Origin of the sequence: Nakamurella flavida (assembly GCF_030811475.1) — a bacterium.
Lineage (GTDB): Bacteria > Actinomycetota > Actinomycetes > Mycobacteriales > Nakamurellaceae > Nakamurella > Nakamurella flavida.
In genome coordinates this window covers 494,701-510,688 of record NZ_JAUSQV010000001.1, presented here as the reverse complement: position 1 = coordinate 510,688, position 15,988 = coordinate 494,701, and the positions used below count along the sequence as shown (strand labels likewise).

At 72.6% G+C, this 15,988-nt stretch carries 13 protein-coding genes and 1 tRNA gene; 10 read left to right on the top strand and 4 right to left on the bottom strand.

Translation table 11 applies throughout. From position 1 onward, the window contains the following. Nucleotides 1–94: 94 nt before the first annotated feature. From J2S58_RS02245 to J2S58_RS02235, 3 genes are all read left to right on the top strand, one after another. The gene (locus tag J2S58_RS02245; protein WP_205255382.1) at nt 95–1,027 is read left to right on the top strand and encodes an aldo/keto reductase; all 933 of its coding nucleotides are present in this window, start codon (nt 95–97) and stop codon (nt 1,025–1,027) included. A gap of 50 nt (nt 1,028–1,077) precedes the next feature. Then, nucleotides 1,078–3,096: an AAA family ATPase gene (locus J2S58_RS02240; protein ID WP_205255381.1), complete on the top strand. Its 2,019-nt coding sequence runs from the start codon at nt 1,078–1,080 to the stop codon at nt 3,094–3,096. A 69-nt stretch (nt 3,097–3,165) separates the two neighbouring features. Continuing rightward, nucleotides 3,166–3,399 carry a DUF5703 family protein gene (locus J2S58_RS02235; protein ID WP_205255430.1) on the top strand — a complete coding sequence of 78 codons (234 nt, stop codon included), beginning with the start codon at nt 3,166–3,168 and terminating at the stop codon, nt 3,397–3,399. Between the two features lie 10 nt (nt 3,400–3,409). Here J2S58_RS02235 and J2S58_RS02230 read toward each other — a convergent pair whose 3' ends face one another. Next, complete coding sequence (locus J2S58_RS02230; protein ID WP_205255429.1) at nt 3,410–4,747, bottom strand: M20/M25/M40 family metallo-hydrolase; 1,338 nt, start codon at nt 4,745–4,747, stop codon at nt 3,410–3,412. 131 nt (nt 4,748–4,878) lie between these two features. On the opposite strand from J2S58_RS02230, the gene J2S58_RS02225 reads away from it, so the two are divergent. The 6 genes from J2S58_RS02225 to J2S58_RS02200 all read left to right on the top strand — a co-directional run bounded on the left by J2S58_RS02225 (nt 4,879) and on the right by J2S58_RS02200 (nt 11,170). Further along, nucleotides 4,879–4,964: transfer RNA gene (locus tag J2S58_RS02225), tRNA-Leu, on the top strand. A 141-nt stretch (nt 4,965–5,105) separates the two neighbouring features. Next, entirely contained in the window at nt 5,106–5,261 is a 156-nt protein-coding gene (locus tag J2S58_RS02220; protein ID WP_205255380.1) for a hypothetical protein, read from the top strand. Nucleotides 5,262–5,386: 125 nt separating this feature from the next. Further along, nucleotides 5,387–7,051, top strand: a complete 1,665-nt coding sequence (locus tag J2S58_RS02215) for a CocE/NonD family hydrolase (RefSeq protein ID WP_205255379.1) — start codon at nt 5,387–5,389, stop codon at nt 7,049–7,051. A gap of 68 nt (nt 7,052–7,119) precedes the next feature. Then, nucleotides 7,120–7,722, top strand: a complete 603-nt coding sequence (locus tag J2S58_RS02210; protein WP_205255378.1) for a TetR/AcrR family transcriptional regulator — start codon at nt 7,120–7,122, stop codon at nt 7,720–7,722. 3 nt (nt 7,723–7,725) lie between these two features. After that, entirely contained in the window at nt 7,726–9,975 is a 2,250-nt protein-coding gene (locus tag J2S58_RS02205) for an MMPL family transporter (protein ID WP_205255377.1), read from the top strand. A 169-nt stretch (nt 9,976–10,144) separates the two neighbouring features. Then, nucleotides 10,145–11,170, top strand: a complete 1,026-nt coding sequence (locus tag J2S58_RS02200) for a LacI family DNA-binding transcriptional regulator (protein ID WP_205255376.1) — start codon at nt 10,145–10,147, stop codon at nt 11,168–11,170. Between the two features lie 109 nt (nt 11,171–11,279). Here J2S58_RS02200 and J2S58_RS02195 read toward each other — a convergent pair whose 3' ends face one another. Together J2S58_RS02195 and J2S58_RS02190 are read right to left on the bottom strand one after the other, a co-directional pair. Continuing rightward, complete coding sequence (locus tag J2S58_RS02195) at nt 11,280–12,044, bottom strand: SDR family NAD(P)-dependent oxidoreductase (RefSeq protein ID WP_205255375.1); 765 nt, start codon at nt 12,042–12,044, stop codon at nt 11,280–11,282. Continuing rightward, nucleotides 12,041–13,090: an NAD(P)-dependent alcohol dehydrogenase gene (locus tag J2S58_RS02190; protein WP_205255374.1), complete on the bottom strand. Its 1,050-nt coding sequence runs from the start codon at nt 13,088–13,090 to the stop codon at nt 12,041–12,043. The genes J2S58_RS02195 and J2S58_RS02190 overlap by 4 nt, the downstream gene beginning before the upstream one ends. A gap of 400 nt (nt 13,091–13,490) precedes the next feature. Here J2S58_RS02190 and J2S58_RS02185 point away from each other — a divergent pair, with 400 nt between their 5' ends. After that, nucleotides 13,491–14,720 (top strand): substrate-binding domain-containing protein, encoded by a 1,230-nt coding sequence (locus J2S58_RS02185; RefSeq protein ID WP_205255373.1) that lies wholly within the window; start codon nt 13,491–13,493, stop codon nt 14,718–14,720. A gap of 189 nt (nt 14,721–14,909) precedes the next feature. On the opposite strand, the gene fbaA is transcribed toward J2S58_RS02185, so the two are convergent. After that, nucleotides 14,910–15,935 (bottom strand): class II fructose-bisphosphate aldolase, encoded by a 1,026-nt coding sequence (fbaA, locus tag J2S58_RS02180; RefSeq protein ID WP_205255372.1) that lies wholly within the window; start codon nt 15,933–15,935, stop codon nt 14,910–14,912. Between the last annotated feature and the right edge of the window lie 53 nt (nt 15,936–15,988).

Sequence of the window (15,988 nt, the reverse complement as noted above, 5' to 3'; positions counted from 1 at the left end):
CGTTCCCGGTCGAGCCCGGTCCGGGCGCGGGCCGACGGTACAGCCGGGCGAGTCCCCCGGGGGTGAAGCAGGGCCGGGCCGTAGGTTGGCGGCCATGGACGGACGCCGGGTGGGGCGGAGCGGGTTGCGGGTCTCCCGGCTCGGCCTGGGCACCATGACCTGGGGCCGGGACACCGACGCCGAGGCCGCCGCGGCCCAGCTGGAGTCGTTCGTCACCGCCGGAGGCACTTTCGTCGACACGTCCAACGTCTACGGCGACGGCAAGGCCGAGGAGATGCTCGGCTCGCTCGTCCCCGTCGTGGTGCCGCGCTCGTCGATCGTGCTCGGCACGACCACGGTGGGCGTCGGCGGCGGCCGTCGGGCCCTGCTCGACGCGCTGGACGCCACCCTCGTCCGGCTGGGCACCGATCACGTCGACCTCTGGCAGGTGCACGGCTTCGACACCGGCGTCCCCTACGAGGAGACGGCCACCGCCCTGCAGATCGCGGTGGACTCCGGTCGCGCCGGCTACATCGGGCTCTCCGGGCAGAACGCCTGGCAGGCCGCCACGCTGTCCGCCCACCTGGGCACCGGCCGGTACCGCGTGGTGTCCCTGGAGGTCGAGTACTCGCTGGTGGAACGGTCGGCGGAGGACGCGATCCTGCCCGCGGCGGCCGTGCACGACTGGGGCGTGCTCGGCTGGGCACCGCTGGGTCGCGGGGTGCTGACCGGGAAGTACCGGCACGGCACTCCCCCGGACTCCCGCGGGGCCTCCGCCCACTTCGCCCGGTACGTCGGCAAGCACCGCACCGAGCGGGCGGCGCGGATCGTCGAGGCCACGGTGACCGCCGCCCAGGGGCTGGGCTGCACGCCGCTCGCGGTGGCCTGCGCGTGGGCGCGGGACCGGCCCGGGATCGCCTCGGTGGTGCTGGGTGCCCGGGATGCGGGGCAGTTGACCGCCGCACTGGCCGCCGAGGAGCTGATCCTGCCCGCGGAGATCCGGGCCGCCCTGGACGAGGTCAGCGACCCGTTCGACGCTCCGATCTGAGCTGTCCCCATCGGCCCGGGACGGGGCCGGTGCGCCGGTAGGGTCCGGACGTGCCCGACCAGACCGCCGTCTTCGCCGAGTTCTGCGCGAACGGCCTGTGGCCCGGTGTCGGGCAGGCCCTGGCCGCCCAGTTCGCCGAGGCCGGCATCACCTCCCCCGCCGCCGTCACCGCCCAGCGACTGCGCACGCTGCCCCGGGTGACCGATCGTCGGGCCGACCGGCTGTACACCTCGTGGATCAGCGCGGGCCAGACCTACGCGGTGGCCGAACTGCTCGTCCCGTTGGACCTGCCGGTGCGCTGGGCCGGGCGGCTCATCGAGGCCCTGGGCGACGACGCCGCCGGCGTGCTGCGGACCGATCCCTGGCGGCTGCTGGCCCTGCCGGACGCCACCGTGAACCAGGCCGACCAGCTCGCCCGCTCCGTCCAGCCCGAGGTCTCCCGGGAGGACGCGCGCCGGGGGAAGGCCCTGGTCGACTGGACATTGGCCCGCTTCGCCCGTGACGGGCACACGGCCGCGCCGGCCGACCTCGTCGCCCAGGCGCTCCGACCGTTCGGGGTCGAGGCGGCCTCGGCGGTGGCCGCCGCCGCGGACGCCGGGGCCGTGGACCGGGTGACTGATCCGGCCCGGGCCGGCGAGCCGGACGCGCAGGACACCTGGCTGGCCCGGTCCGTGCTGGCGGCGGCCGAGGACGACATCGCCCTGGGGCTGCTGCGTCTCCAGCGCACGGCGACGTCGCTGGCCGGTGCCCGTGCGGTCAAGCGGGTGGTCGGCGAGCTGGACGCGGTGCAGGCCGGCGCGGTGACCCAGGTCGCCGGCGCCGGGGTCAGCCTGCTCACCGGCGGTCCCGGCACCGGGAAGAGCCGGACGGTGTCCGCCGTCGTCGCCCTGGCCCAGGCGGTCTCGGCCACCGTCGCGCTGGCCGCACCGACCGGTCGCGCGGCCAAGCGGCTGGAGGAGCTGACCGGGGCACCGGCCACCACCGTGCACCGGTTGCTCGGTGCCCGCCGCGCCGCCGGCGCCGCGTCCGCGATGTTCGAGCACACCGCGGACGACCCCGTCGAGGCCGATCTCGTGGTGGTGGACGAGGCGTCGATGCTGGACGTGGAGCTGGCCGCCGCCCTGATCGACGCCCTGTCGGACGGCACCCACCTGCTCCTGGTCGGCGATCCGGCCCAGTTGCCGTCCATCGGGCCGGGCCGGGTACTCGGCGACCTGCTCGACTCCGGGGTGTTCCCGGTGACCGAGCTGCGGACGCTCTACCGGCAGAGCGAGGGCGGCGCGATCGCGCGGCTGGCCACCGCCGTGCGCGACGGCGAACTGCCGGTCATCGACGACCCCGACCGCGAGGTGGTGCTCGTGCCGGCGCGCGGCTCGGCCGAGGCCGCCCACCGGGTCGCCCAGCTGGTCACCGACTCGATCCCCCGGGTGTTCGGGGTGAGCGGCGACCAGGTGCAGGTGGTCACCCCGGTGCACCGCGGTCCGGCCGGCACGCAGGCGCTGAACGTCGCCCTGAAGGCCAGGCTCAACCCGCCCGCCGAGGCCGGTCATGCCGTGCGCGGGTTCCAGAAGGGTGACCGGGTGGTGGCCACCGCGAACCATCCCGAGGCCGAACCGGTGGGTTACGCGAACGGCGAGGTCGGGACGGTGGTGTCCACCGGGGACGGCGTCCGCGTGGCGTTCACCGGCGGCGAGGCCGAGATCAGCGGCAAGGCCCTGAACGACCTGCTGCACGGGTGGGCGATCACCGTGCACCGCGCTCAGGGATCGGAGTGGGAGGCGGTGGTCGCGGTGGTCCCGCCGGAGGCGGGCTCGATGCTGTCCCGGCCGCTGTTCTACACCGCGCTGACCCGGGCCCGGATCCACCTGTCCGTGGTGCACGCGGCCGGCCCGGCCCTGGCCCGCGCGGTGCACGAGATCGGCACGGTGCCCCGACGCACCCGGCTGGCCGCCCTGGTGCGGCATCCCCCGGTCGACACCGGGGATGCCGTCGACGCCGACGGGTACGGCGATGCGGACAGCGATCCGGACGAGCCGTTCGACGAGATGGAGGAACCGCCGGAAGAATGACCGGCACGGCGGCGTTCCCCCTGCGGGACGGCCCGCCGCCGGCCACCACGAGCGCGTCAGGAGGGCGTCATCGTCACGTCAGCGTCACCGAGCACCGCGTCGTCCGCCGGGCCGGAGTTCGAGTACCAGGCCCTGCGCCTGGACCCGACGGTGTCCCGGGCGGCCGCCGCCACCATGCTGGCCGTCCGCGCCGAGTTCTCCGGCTGGGAACTGTCCCGGGTGCTGCGCTTCCCGGACGGCAGCCGCCGGGTGTGGTTGCGCCGCAAGCGGTCCGCCGGGATCCTCCCCGGCCTGAGCCTCTGACCGCAGCCGGTCAGCCCGCCCGCAGCAGGCGGTTCAGCACCCGGGTACCGAACATCAGGGAGTCCACCGGGACCCGCTCGTCCACCCCGTGGAACAGGGCGGAGAAGTCGAGATCGGCGGGCAGCCGCATGGGTGAGAAGCCGTAGCCGGCGATACCGAGGTCGTCGAAGGCCTTGTTGTCGGTGCCGCCGGACAGCATGTAGGGAACCGGGTGGCCGTCCGGGTCCTCGGCCCGCAGCGCGGCGCTCATCGCGTCGACCAGGCTCCCCTCGAACGGGTACTCCAGCGGCTTGAGCCACGTCCAGTCGATGGTGATCCCGTCCCCGACGATCTCCTGGATCTGCTCGCGGAAGGTGTCCTGCGAGCCCGGCAGCACCCGGCAGTCGACGGTGGCCTGCGCGGTGGACGGGATGACGTTGGCCTTGTAGCCGGCCTGCAGCATCGTGGGGTTCGCGGTGTTGCGCAGGGTGGCGTTGACCATGCGGGCGACCGGGCCGAGCTTGCCGACGGCGCCCAGCAGGTCGTCCTCGGGGAACTCCAGACCGGTGAGCTCGGTGATGCGCGCCAGGAACGCGTCCACGGTGGCCGTGCGGGTGATGGGGAACTCGTGCCGACCGAGCCGGGCCACAGCCTCGGCCACCCGGGTGACGGCGTTGTCCTCGTGCACCATCGAGCCGTGCCCGGCGGTGCCGTCGGCGGTGAGAGTGGCCCAGGCGACCCCCTTCTCGGCCGCGGCGACCAGGTAGGCGCGGCGGGTGTCGTCGAGCGGGACGGAGAACCCGCCGACCTCGGAGATGGCCTCGGTGACCCCGTCGAACAGCTGCGGGTGGTTCTCCACGAGCCACTGGGCGCCGTACGCGCTGCCGGCCTCCTCGTCCGACATGAAGGCGAAGACGATGTCCCGGGGCGGCACCACCCCCTCGGCCTTGAGCTGCCGGGCCACCGCGACGGACATGGCGACCATGCCCTTCATGTCGACGGCGCCACGACCCCAGACGAACCCGTCCTGCACGGCACCGGAGAACGGATCGACGGTCCACTCGGCCGGGTTGGCCGGGACGACGTCGACGTGGCCGTGCACCAGCAGGGCACCGCGGCTCCGGTCGGCGCCGGCCAGTCGGCAGATGACGTTGCCCCGGCCGGGTGCGGCCTCCAGGTAGGTGGTCTCGTACCCGACCTCCTCCAGCTTGTCCTGCAGATAGCGCGCGGCCCGCGCCTCCCCGTCCCCGATGGTCGCCGGATCTCCGGTGTTCACCGACTCGAACCGGATGAGCTCGCTGCACAGCTGCACCACCTCGTTCTCGGCGGCGCTGCGGGCGGGGGCGGTGGCGGGGTGGTCGGCAGGCATACCTGTTCCTACCATCGCGTCCCCCGTCGGCGCGGCGATGGTGGTCATCGCCGGGACGTCCGCGGTGGCACGCCGGGCCCCGGGGATCGAGTAAGCTCGTCCAGCGCGGCCGACACGGCCGTGGCACACCTGTCCGGGTGGCGGAATGGCAGACGCGCTAGCTTGAGGTGCTAGTGCCCGCAAGGGCGTGGGGGTTCAAGTCCCCCCTCGGACACCACGATCCACCTGATCCTCACGGGCTCGGCCCGAACTCCCCGTTCCGCCGCCGACCGGCCCGATACCGGCGCGCCGGCACGGTCCGGGCCCGTCGGCAGACCTCGTAGCCTGGGGATCCAGCACCACCATCGAAGGAGCCATCATGACGACGCCCGACGACAAGCCCACCCAGGCCGACGAGCACGAGGGCAACACCGCCCCCGCTTCCCTGCGCACCGACGAGGACGACATGGACCCCGCCGACCGCGAGAAGCACGAGGTCGAGCTCAACGCGTTCCGGGCCAGCCTCAACCTCTGACCCGGTTGTCGGGCCGACCCTTTCGAGGCCGGCCCCGACCGGCACGCCGACCGGCCCCGGAGCATCCACTCCGGGGCCCTCGTGCATCCTGCTGTCGTCCGGGTGATGGATCGGGTCCACCGAAGATGCAGGAGTTGACCGTGCTCAGGACGCTCATCGGTGCCGCGGCGGACCTCGCCCTCGGTCGCTCGCCCCGCGCCACCCGGTACGACGTCGAGCGTGACATCGCCGTCCGGATGCCGGACGGGGTGACCCTGCTCGGCGACCGGTACGCCCCACGGCGGCAGAGCGGGCCGATGCCGGTGGTGCTCATCCGCCTGCCGTACGGGCGGGCCGGAGCGTTCGGGCAGGTCTACCCGGCACCATTGGCCCGGCGCGGCTTCCAGGTGTTCATCCAGGCCACCCGGGGCACCTTCGGATCCGGCGGTCAGTTCCGACCGTTCACCACCGAGCACGAGGACGGCATGGCCACGCTGGCCTGGCTGCGGGAGCAGCCCTGGTGCGACGGCCGGGTCGCCATGGTCGGCGGCAGCTACTTCGGCCACACCCAGTGGGCGGTGGCTCCCTATGCCGACCCGCCCCTGGTCTGCGCGTCCCCGCACATCACCTCGGCGGACATCGCGCAGCGGATCTTCTACCCCGGCGGCGCCCCCTCGACGCAGACCGCCCTGGGCTGGTCGGCGGGCATCGGCCGACAGGAGCGCGGAGGACTCGACGCCCTGCGCCCCGGGAAGCAGAACCGGCTCCGCCGCGCCCTGGACCGGCTGCCGCTGCAGGCGGCGGATGTCGCGGTGGCCGGGGCGCCGGTGCCGTTCTGGCGGGACTTCGCCGGGCACGCCGCACCGGGTGACGACTTCTGGTCCGGTGCCGACCACGCCGCCCAGGTCGCGCGGATGCCGCCGGTAAGCATGGTGACCGGCTGGTGGGACCTGTTCCTGGCCGGCAACCTCGACGACTTCACCGCCCTGCAGCGCGCGGGTGTCCCGGCCCGACTCGTGGTGGGCCCGTGGCAGCACGGCGAACCGGCCGAGCTGAAGGCCGCCGTGAACAGCGACCTGGTCTGGCTCGACCACCACCTGCGCGGCGGCCCCGCACCGGGCGGCCCGCCCGTGCGGATCCACCTGCAGCAGTCGGGCAGCTGGTTGGGTCTGGACTTGTGGCCGCCGGCCGACCGCATCCCGACGCCGCTGTACCTCGCCCCGTCCGGACAGCTGTCCGGAGCGGCCCCGACGGGCGACGAGGACGCCGACCGCTTCACCTACGACCCGGCCGACCCCACGCCGACCGTGGGCGGTCCCCTGCTGTCCGGCCCCGGCAAGCAGGCGGACAACGCGCCGGTCGAAGCCCGGGACGACGTTCTGGTGTTCACCGGGCCTGTGCTGGACGCCGATCTGGACCTCGTGGGGCCGGTCGGCGCCCGCGTCTACGCGCGTACCTCGCTCCCCCACGCCGACGTGTTCGTCCGGCTGTGCGACGTCGACCCCGCCGGGGTGTCCCGCAACATCACCGACGGCATCCGGCGCCTGGACCCGCGCACCGTCCCGGCCACGGACGTGACGGTCGGTGCCGACGGAGTGCTGGCGGTCGACGTCGAACTGTTCCCCACCGCCTACCGGGTCGGCGCCGGGCACCGGCTCCGGGTCCAGGTCAGCGGCGGCGCCTTCCCCCGCTTCGCCCGCAACCACGGCACCGGGGAGCCCTTCGCGACGGCCACCGGCGGGGTGCGGTGCACGTTCGAGGTGTTCCACGACGCGGAACGGCCGTCGCACCTGATCCTGCCGATTCTATGACGCACCCGACCGACCGATCTGGTCGGTAAACCGACCGCCCTGGTCGCCGGCGGCGTACTGTCGTCTGCGTGACCACCCGAGCGTTCCGCGCGCAGGCCGACGCGGACATCGTCGACCGGGCCGCGGCGCTCTTCGCACAGCGCGGATTCGCCAAGACCTCCGTCCAGGACATCGCCGACGCGGTCGTGCTGTCCAAAGCCGGTCTGCTGCACCATTTCCCGAGCAAGGAAGCGCTGCGCGCGGCCGTCTTCTCGCGGGCCGCGTCGCTCGAGGCCCAGGCCGTCGAGGCCATCGGCGACGTGCCGACCGGCCCGTCCCGGGACGCCCGCGCACTGGAGGTCCTGGTCGATCTGGCCCTGGCCCATCCCGGACTGGTCGCCCTGCTGCTGTCCCCCGTCGGTCACGGGCCGGCCGAAGGGCCCGACGAGGAGATCCACCGCATCGGCGACCGGGTGATCGCCCTGTTCGGCGTCGACCCGGCCGCCGCGGTCACCGAACGCACGGTCCGCGTCCTGGGCGCCCTGGCCGCGCTGGCCCTGCTCACCCTGGCGGCCACCGAGCACGACCAGGCCATCACGTGGCGTCCGCTCATCCTCACCACCTGTCTCGACACGCTCGGCCGACGCAGCCCCGGCGTGCACCCGTCCGATCCCCACCAGCTGGAGGCCTGATCCATGGCTGCTCTGTTGTCCCGTCTCGGTGCGTTCGCGCACCGCCGCCGGATGCTCGTCGTCCTCGTCTGGCTCGCCGTCCTCATCGGCGGCGCGGCCGGCGCCGTCTCGGTCACCCCGCAGACGTCGAACTCGTTCTCCATCCCGGGCCAGGAGTCGACCATCGCCCTGGAGCGCATCGGCCAGGAGTTCGGGACCGGGTCCGGGGCCACCGCGCAGGTCGTGATGCGGGCGCCGGACGGTCAGCAGCTGACCTCGCCGCAGAACGCGGCCGCGGTGACGACCCTGGTGGAGAAGCTCGGCACCCTGCCGGGGGTGGCGTCGGCCAGCAACCCGTTGAGCCCCACCGCGCCGACGGTCAACCAGCAGCAGAACACCGCCTACAGCACCGTCACCTACACCGCAGTGCCCGGCGAGGTGACCGCCGAGGAGCAGACCGCGATGACGGACGCGCTCACCGCGGAGTCGGCCGCCACCGGCCTGACCCTGGAGGTCACCGGAGAGGCTGCCCAGGCTCCGCTGCACATCGGCGGCATCGCCGAGATCCTGGGCGTGGTCGTCGCCCTCGTCGTCCTGGCCATCACCTTCGGCACGCTGATCACCGCGGGCATGAACCTGCTGACCGCTCTCATCGGCGTCGGCGTCGGCGTGCTGGGCATCACCATCGTCACCGGCTTCACCGAGCTGTCCTCGACCACCCCGATCCTGGCGGCCATGCTCGGTCTGGCCGTCGGCATCGACTACGGCCTGTTCATCATCAGCCGGTACCGGCAGGAACTCTCCCGCGGCCGCAGCGTCGCCGAGGCCATCCCGCTCGCGGTCGGCACGGCCGGATCGGCCGTGGTGACCGCCGGCATCACGGTGGTCATCGCGCTCGCCGGGCTGACCGTCGTCGGCATCCCGTTCCTGACGCAGATGGGTCTGGCTGCCGCGGCCACCATCGTCGTGGCCGTGCTGGTCGCGCTGACCCTGGTGCCGGCCGTCCTCTCCCTGCTCGGCCGCCGCGTGCTGCCGCGTCGGCAGCGGGCCGCCCAGTACGGGGCGCACGCCGCCCCCGTCACCCCCCGTGAGGGCCGGTTCCTGCCCGGCTGGATCGGGACGGTGACCCGCCACCGCGTCGTCGCGCTGCTGCTGTCCGTCGTCGCCCTCGGCGCCGTGGCCGTCCCGTTCGCCTCGATGCAGACCACGCTCATCCAGACCCCGCCGGACGGCACCACCCAGGCCCGCGCCCAGCAGCTGCTGGTCGACGGGTTCGGGCCCGGCTTCACCGGGCCGATCACCGTGCTGTTCGACGGAGCCGGAGCGACCCAGGCCGCGGCGGCCGCCACCCCGGGCATCACCGCGCTCGCCGACGTGGTCACCGTGACCCCGCCCATCCCGAACCCCGCCGGTACCGCGGCCCTGCTGACCGTCGTCCCCGGCTCCGGTCCGACCACCGAGGCGACCGAGACCCTGGTCGCCGACCTCCGGGCGTTCCTGGCCGACAACGCGGGGGGCACGACCGCCTCGGTGACCGGGGCGACCGCGGTCAGCGTGGACGTGGCGCAGAGCCTGGACGAGGCCCTGCCGATCTACCTGCTGCTGGTCGTCGGTCTGGCCCTGGTACTGCTGATCCTGGTCTTCCGTTCGCTGCTGGTCCCGCTGGTCGGAGTGCTGGGCTTCCTGCTCACCATCGGTGCGTCCCTCGGTGCGACCACCGCGGTCTTCCAGTGGGGGTGGCTGGGCTCCCTGGTCAATCTGGAGAGTGCCGGTCCGCTGATCAGCCTCACGCCGATCCTGGTCATCGGCATCCTGTTCGGGCTGGCCATGGACTACCAGATCTTCCTGGTGTCCCGGATGCACGAGGCCCACACCCGCGGCGAGTCCGCCGCCGGGGCGATCCGGACCGGGTTCCGGCAGGCCGCCCCGGTGGTCGTCGCCGCCGCGCTCATCATGTTCTCGGTGTTCGCCGGGTTCGTGCCGGCGGGCGACGCCACCATCAAGTCGATCGCGTTCGCGCTCGCCGCGGGCATCCTGTTCGACGCCTTCGTGGTGCGGATGATCCTGGTGCCGGCCGCTCTCGCCCTGCTCGGCGAGCGGGCGTGGTGGCTGCCGCGCTGGCTGCAGAAGCTGCCGCACCTGGATGTCGAGGGCAGTGCGCTGACCCAGGACGAGCAGCCGTCCACCCCGAGCGCGGCCGGCGCCGGGGGCCAGGGCGGCGGTGCCACCGGTGCGGACGACCCGCGGGGTGACCTGGTCGGCTCCACCCGCTGATCCCGCTCCGCCGATCTGCCCGACGGCCCACCTCCCCCGGGAGGTGGGCCTTCCGGGTCCGGGCAGGCGTCCCGAGCGGCGGGTCGCGCTCGGCCGAAAGCCCGTGCGGGACGCCGCTGATCGCCCCTGGCGGGGGAGAAAATGGCTGGTACGCGCGTACTATCCGCACATGCCGCCGAAGGGACACCGCCGCCCGGCGACCATGGCGGACATCGCCCGGGCCAGCGGCGTCTCCATCACCACCGTCTCCCACGTCATCAACCGCACGCGCCCCGTCCGAGCCGCCACCGAGGAGGCCGTGCTCGCGGCGATCGCCGAGGTCGGTTACCTGCACAGCGGTCTGGGCAGTCCGAACACCGGGAACCGGACCTTCGGGGTCGCGATGTCGGCGATCTCCAACCAGTCGTTCGACGAGCTGATCAACGGGATCGAACGGGCGGCATCACGCTTCGGGTACTCGCTGCTGCTCAGCGACACCCACGACGACGTCTCGGTCGAGCTGCGGGCGCTGTCGGGGTTGATGGCCCGTCAGGTCGAGGCCATCCTGCTCGCACCGTCGGCCGACCCGACCGCGGCCCTGCGGTACACCCAGGGCCAGGGCGTCCCCGTCGTCCTGCTGGACCGCACGGTGGACGCCGACGTCGACCAGATCAGTTCGGAGAACGTCGTCTCCACCGGCCAGCTGGTCGACCACCTGGCCGGTCTCGGTCACCAGGACATCACCCTGGTCAGCGGGTTCCCGGGCATCAGCACCACCGACGAGCGCACCCGGGGCTTCCGACAGGCCATGGCGCGCAACGGTTTGGAGGTGCGACCGGACAACATCCTGCCCGGGCACGGCGCCGCCGGCCGCACCGAGGAGCTCATCGTGCGGGCGATGACCTCCGCGCGGCCGCCCTCGGCCCTGGTGGTCGGGAACAACCGGATGACGATCGGGGCGATGCGCGCCCTGCGCCGCCTGGGGCTCGAGGTGCCGCGGGACGTCGCCCTCGTCGCCTTCGACGACTTCGAGTGGGCCGACCTGTTCCGGCCACGACTCACCGTCATCGCCCAACCCACCGGGCGGATGGCCGAGCAGGCCGTCGAACTGGCCATGTCCCGGCTGGCCACCCCCGGCCGGGAGACCCGCCGGGTGGTGATGACCCCGTCCTTCGTGCACCGGGAATCCTGCGGGTGCTTCCCGGATCCGGTCTGAACCGGCTGCCGCCCGCGCGCGGAGTGATGCACGACGGCGGACGGCGCGGCCGGGACGACCGACCGCACCGCCCGCCGGGGTGCACCACGCGCGGCAGGCCCGCCGCGGATCAGTAGACGGTGTAACCGCCGTCGATGACCAGGATGGTGCCGGTGCAGAACGCGGCCGCGTCACTGGCCAGGAAGACCACGCTGCCGGCGATCTCGGACGGCACCGCGTAGCGCTGCTGCGGGGAGTCCTCGATCCACATCCGCTTGAACTGCGGCTCGTCGACCGGGGCCATCTCCGTCTTGACGTACCCCGGCGACACCGCGTTGACGCGGATCTTGTACGGCGCCCACTCGGCGGCCAACGACTTCGTCAACTGGTGCACCGCGGCCTTGGACGCGTTGTAGGCGGCCTGGTTCTGCGGGCGGTTGACGATCATGGCCGAGATGGATCCGATGTTGACGATCGACCCGCCGGTCGCCTTCATGTGCTCACCGACGGCGCGGCTGCACTTGAACAGCGCGCGCACGTTCAGATCGAAGACGTGGTCCCACTCGTCGTCCGGCACGTCCCAGGAATCGCGGTGGTAGCAGATGCCGGCGTTGTTCACGAGGATGTCGATGCCGCCGAGGGTCTCGACGGTGGCCGCGGTCATCGCGGCGATGTCGGCGTCCTTCGTGATGTCGGCGACGACGCTGTGCAGGGTCAGGCCGTCGCTCGCGGCGGACGCCACCGCGGCGGCGTTCCGCTCCTCGTCGCGCCCGGAGATCATCACCTGGGCACCGGCCTCGGCCAGCCCGCGGGCGAACGCCTCACCGAGCCCACGGTTGCCCCCGGTGACCAGGGCCCGCTTGCCGGCCAGGGAGAAGCTGTCCAGGACGCTCACTTGGCCTCCACGATGGTCTTGAGGTTGTCCGGGTTTTTGTCCGCGTTCAACGCGTCCTCGACGGTGTCCAGGTCGAAACGACTGGTGACCAGGGAATCCAGGTCGACCTGGCCGGAGGCGACGAGATGCGCGCCCAGCGGCCAGGTGTCGGTGTAGCGGAACACCGAGGTCACCACCAGCTCGTTGTTCATGATGGTCGGGATGGGCATCGAGACCTCGTCGAACCCGGTACCCACCAGCACGGCGACACCGGCTCCGCGCAGCGACTCCAGGCCGGAGACGATGGCGCGCGGGATGCCGCAGGCGTCGACGAAGGCGTCGACCTTGAGCGGACGGGAGTCCTCGGTCATCGGGTCGATGGTGGAGGTGGCGCCGAACCGCATGGCCATGGCCCGGCGCTCGGCGACCGGGTCGCTGACGATGACCTCGGCGGCACCGAACGCGCGCGCCGCCTGGGTGGCGATGACGCCGATGGGGCCCGCGCCGGCGATGAGCACGCGCGAGCCGGGGACGATGCGCGCCTTGCGGGACGCCGCGATACCCACCGACAACGGCTCGATCAGCGCGGCGGCCTCGTCGCTCACCGCGTCGGGCACCGCGTGGGCGAAGTCGGACTCGATGACGACGTACTCGCAGAACGCACCGTCGATCGGCGGGGTCGCGTAGAACTCCATGAACGGGCACAGGTTGTAGCGGCCGGCCTTGCACTGGCTGCACAGCCGGCACGGCTTCTGCGGCTCCACGGCGACACGCTCGCCGATCCGGGAGGTGTCCACGCCCTCGCCGACGGCGACGATCCGGCCGGACAGCTCGTGCCCCAGGACCAGCGGCGCGTCCACGACGAAGGGGCCGACCCGGCCCTCGCGGTAGTAGTGGATGTCCGACCCGCAGACACCGACCTTCGAGACGTGGACCAGGACCTGATGCAGCGCGGGGGTGGGAACGGCGCGCTCGTCCATCGAGATCTTCAACGCGCCGGTCAGGACGCTGGCGCGCATGCTGCTCGGCAGGGTCTCGCCTGCGACGACCGAGGTGGCTGCTGTCATGGGGTGGGAACCTCCGTGGGACGACGGGAGGTGACAACACGTCTGCGCTGACACCGGGCCGCGCGCGAGGGGGCTGGTGAGAGAGCGGGCCCGTGCGCGGCGGACCTGGATCGCCGCCGCGTCGACGGTGATCCGGGCCCGGCGAGCGTCCCACAGGGCAAGGGTTCGCGCAATGATTTGCGCGGCACAGGAGACCGAGTCCGAAGCGTTACCGCAAGTGGTTGCGCAAGCATGTTGGCAGCCTTATGGTCCTCGCACAGTCTTCGTGACGGCGACCACAACGCGGTGATCAGCTGGGCTCCGGCCCGGCTCGTCCCCGTCCAGTTCCCGGCGTCACCGAGGGTGAATCGACATCCGCAATGGTGCGTGAGTGCGCACCAGATGAGTGCTCGGAGAACACATGCAGACCTCTTCCCTCCGTCGGTGGACGGCCCCGTTCGCCCTCGTGGCCGCCTCCGCCCTGGTGCTCTCCGCCTGTGGTGGCGCCTCCGACACGGCGAGCTCGGCCACCAGCGCCGCCGGCAGCGCCGTGTCGTCCGCGACCTCCGCGGCCGGCAGCGCCGTGAGCAGCGCGACCGCCTCGAGCAGCGCCGCCTCCGGGTCGGCCACCTCCGGTTCGGCCGGCTCCTCCAGCGCCTCCAGCGCCGCGGTTCCGGACGGCGACCCGGTCTCGGTCACCCTGATCACCAAGGACTCCACCAACCCGTTCTGGATCGCCATGCAGGAAGGCGCCCAGAAGGCCGCCGGCGAGCTCAACGGCGTCACCATCACCATCGCCGCCGGCAAGGCCGACGGTGACGAGCAGGGCCAGGTCGACGCGATCGAGCAGTCCATCGCCCGCGGCGACAAGGGCATCCTGATCACCCCCAACGGCCCCGCGGTCAACCCGGCGATCGAGAAGGCCCGCGCTGCCGGCCTCTTCGTCATCGCGCTGGACACCCCGCCGGACCCGGCCGACACGGTCGACATCACCTTCGCCACCGACAACTTCTCGGCCGGCAACCTGGTCGGCGAGTGGGCCAAGGGCTCCCTGGCCGGCCAGAAGGCGACCATCGCCCTGCTCGACGCGTTCAACGACAAGATCGTGACCGTCGACGTCAACCGCGACCAGGGCTTCCTGTCCGGCATGGGCATCGACGTCGCCGACAAGACCGTCAAGGGCGACGAGGCCAAGACCGGCTCGTACGACGGTGGCGAGTACGAGATCGCCTGCCAGGAGGCCTCGCAGGCCACCCCTGACGGCGGCAAGACGGCCATGGAGAACTGCCTGGCCGCCAACCCCGACATCAACGTCGTCTACACCATCAACGAGCAGGCTGCCATCGGTGCCGCCAGCGCGCTGCAGGCCGCCGGCAAGACCGACACCCTCGTCGTCTCCGTCGACGGTGGCTGCGAAGGCGTCTCCAACGTCAAGAACGGCACCATCGGCGCCACCTCGCAGCAGTACCCGCTGCTGATGGCCCAGCTCGGCGTCAACGCGATCGTCACCATCGCCCGTGGCGGCGAGAAGCCGGCCGTGACCGAGGGCCTGGACTTCTACGACACCGGCGTCGCGCTGGTGACGGACAAGCCGGTCGACGGCGTGGACAGCATCGACACCACCGAGGGCACCAACCTCTGCTGGGGCTGATCCCTCCCGGGTCACCGGCGCTCCGGCGCCGGTGACCCACCCCGCTCCACCCGCATCGCCTCACCGGCGGCGCGCATCGGAGAGCATCCGAGCACCACGCAGGCCGAACGCCGAACGGCCCCGCCCGACTCTCGTCGGGCGGGGCCGTTCGTGTGGAGCCAGGGCGGCGGGCCGGCGGTCGGCCGCGGGTCAGCGGCCCATGCTCCGACCGGCCGAGCCCAGCTGCTGGGTGGCCTCGACAACCCGGGCGGCCATGGCCGTCTCGGCGGTCGCGCCCCACGAACGCGGATCGTAGGACTTCTTGTTCCCGTAGTGGCCGTCGATCTTCAGCACGTGGTCGTAGCGGCTGAACATGTGCCCGGCGATGGATCGCGTGAAGGCGTACTGGGTGTCGGTGTCGATGTTCATCTTCACCACGCCGTGGCCGACGGCGGCCGCGATGTCCGCCGCGCTGGACCCGGATCCGCCGTGGAAGACCAGATCGAACGGCTTCTCCGTCCCCGTCCGAGCACCGATGTCCCGCTGGATCTCCCCGAGGATCTCCGGCCGCAGATGCACCGAGGAAGGGTTGTAGACGCCGTGCACGTTGCCGAACGCGAAAGCGACCAGGTACCGGCCGCGCTCCCCCGTACCCAGGGCCTCGACGACCGCCCGGGCGTCGTCCACCGAGGAGTAGAGCTTCTCGTTGATCTCGTGCGAGACCCCGTCCTCCTCACCACCGATGATGCCGACCTCGATCTCCAGCACCGTGTCCGCCCGGACCGAGAGGTCGAGCAGACGCCGTGCGGTGTCCAGGTTCTCGGTCATCCCGACGGCCGAGCCGTCCCACATGTGCGAGTTGTACAGCGGGCCGAGACCGCGGCCACGCCGCTCGATCGAATCCTGCAGCAGCGGCTCCACCCAGTCCCCCAGCGAACCGGTCGGACAGTGGTCGGTGTGCAGCCCGACGGTGATGCCGTACCCGGCGGCGACCCGGTGCGCGTAGTCCGCGAGCGCGGCCGACCCCAGGAAGCGGTCCTTCACCCGCCCACCGGACAGGTACTGCGCGGTGCCCACGGAGACCTGCACGATGCCGTCGCTCTCGGCCTCGGCGAAGCCCTGCAGGGCGGCGTTCAGGGTCTGCGAACCGGTGACGTTGATGGCGGGGTAGGCGAATCCGCCGGCCTTGGCCCGGTCGAGCATCTCGCGGTACTGCTCGGGGGTGGCGATGGGCATGGGAGTCCTTGCGTCGGAGGGTGGACGGGATCCCCGCAAGCTACGGACCGCCC

Bases quoted from the DNA above. Each gene is read 5' to 3' on its own strand.
- J2S58_RS02230 (WP_205255429.1), bottom strand. From the start codon at position 4,747: ATGCCTGCCGACCACCCCGCCACCGCCCCCGCCCGCAGCGCCGCCGAG.
- J2S58_RS02185 (WP_205255373.1), top strand. From the start codon at position 13,491: ATGCAGACCTCTTCCCTCCGTCGGTGGACGGCCCCGTTCGCCCTCGTG.
- J2S58_RS02200 (WP_205255376.1), top strand. From the start codon at position 10,145: ATGCCGCCGAAGGGACACCGCCGCCCGGCGACCATGGCGGACATCGCC.
- fbaA (WP_205255372.1), bottom strand. From the start codon at position 15,935: ATGCCCATCGCCACCCCCGAGCAGTACCGCGAGATGCTCGACCGGGCC.
- J2S58_RS02205 (WP_205255377.1), top strand. From the start codon at position 7,726: ATGGCTGCTCTGTTGTCCCGTCTCGGTGCGTTCGCGCACCGCCGCCGG.
- J2S58_RS02190 (WP_205255374.1), bottom strand. From the start codon at position 13,090: ATGACAGCAGCCACCTCGGTCGTCGCAGGCGAGACCCTGCCGAGCAGC.
- J2S58_RS02215 (WP_205255379.1), top strand. From the start codon at position 5,387: ATGCAGGAGTTGACCGTGCTCAGGACGCTCATCGGTGCCGCGGCGGAC.
- J2S58_RS02220 (WP_205255380.1), top strand. From the start codon at position 5,106: ATGACGACGCCCGACGACAAGCCCACCCAGGCCGACGAGCACGAGGGC.
- J2S58_RS02245 (WP_205255382.1), top strand. From the start codon at position 95: ATGGACGGACGCCGGGTGGGGCGGAGCGGGTTGCGGGTCTCCCGGCTC.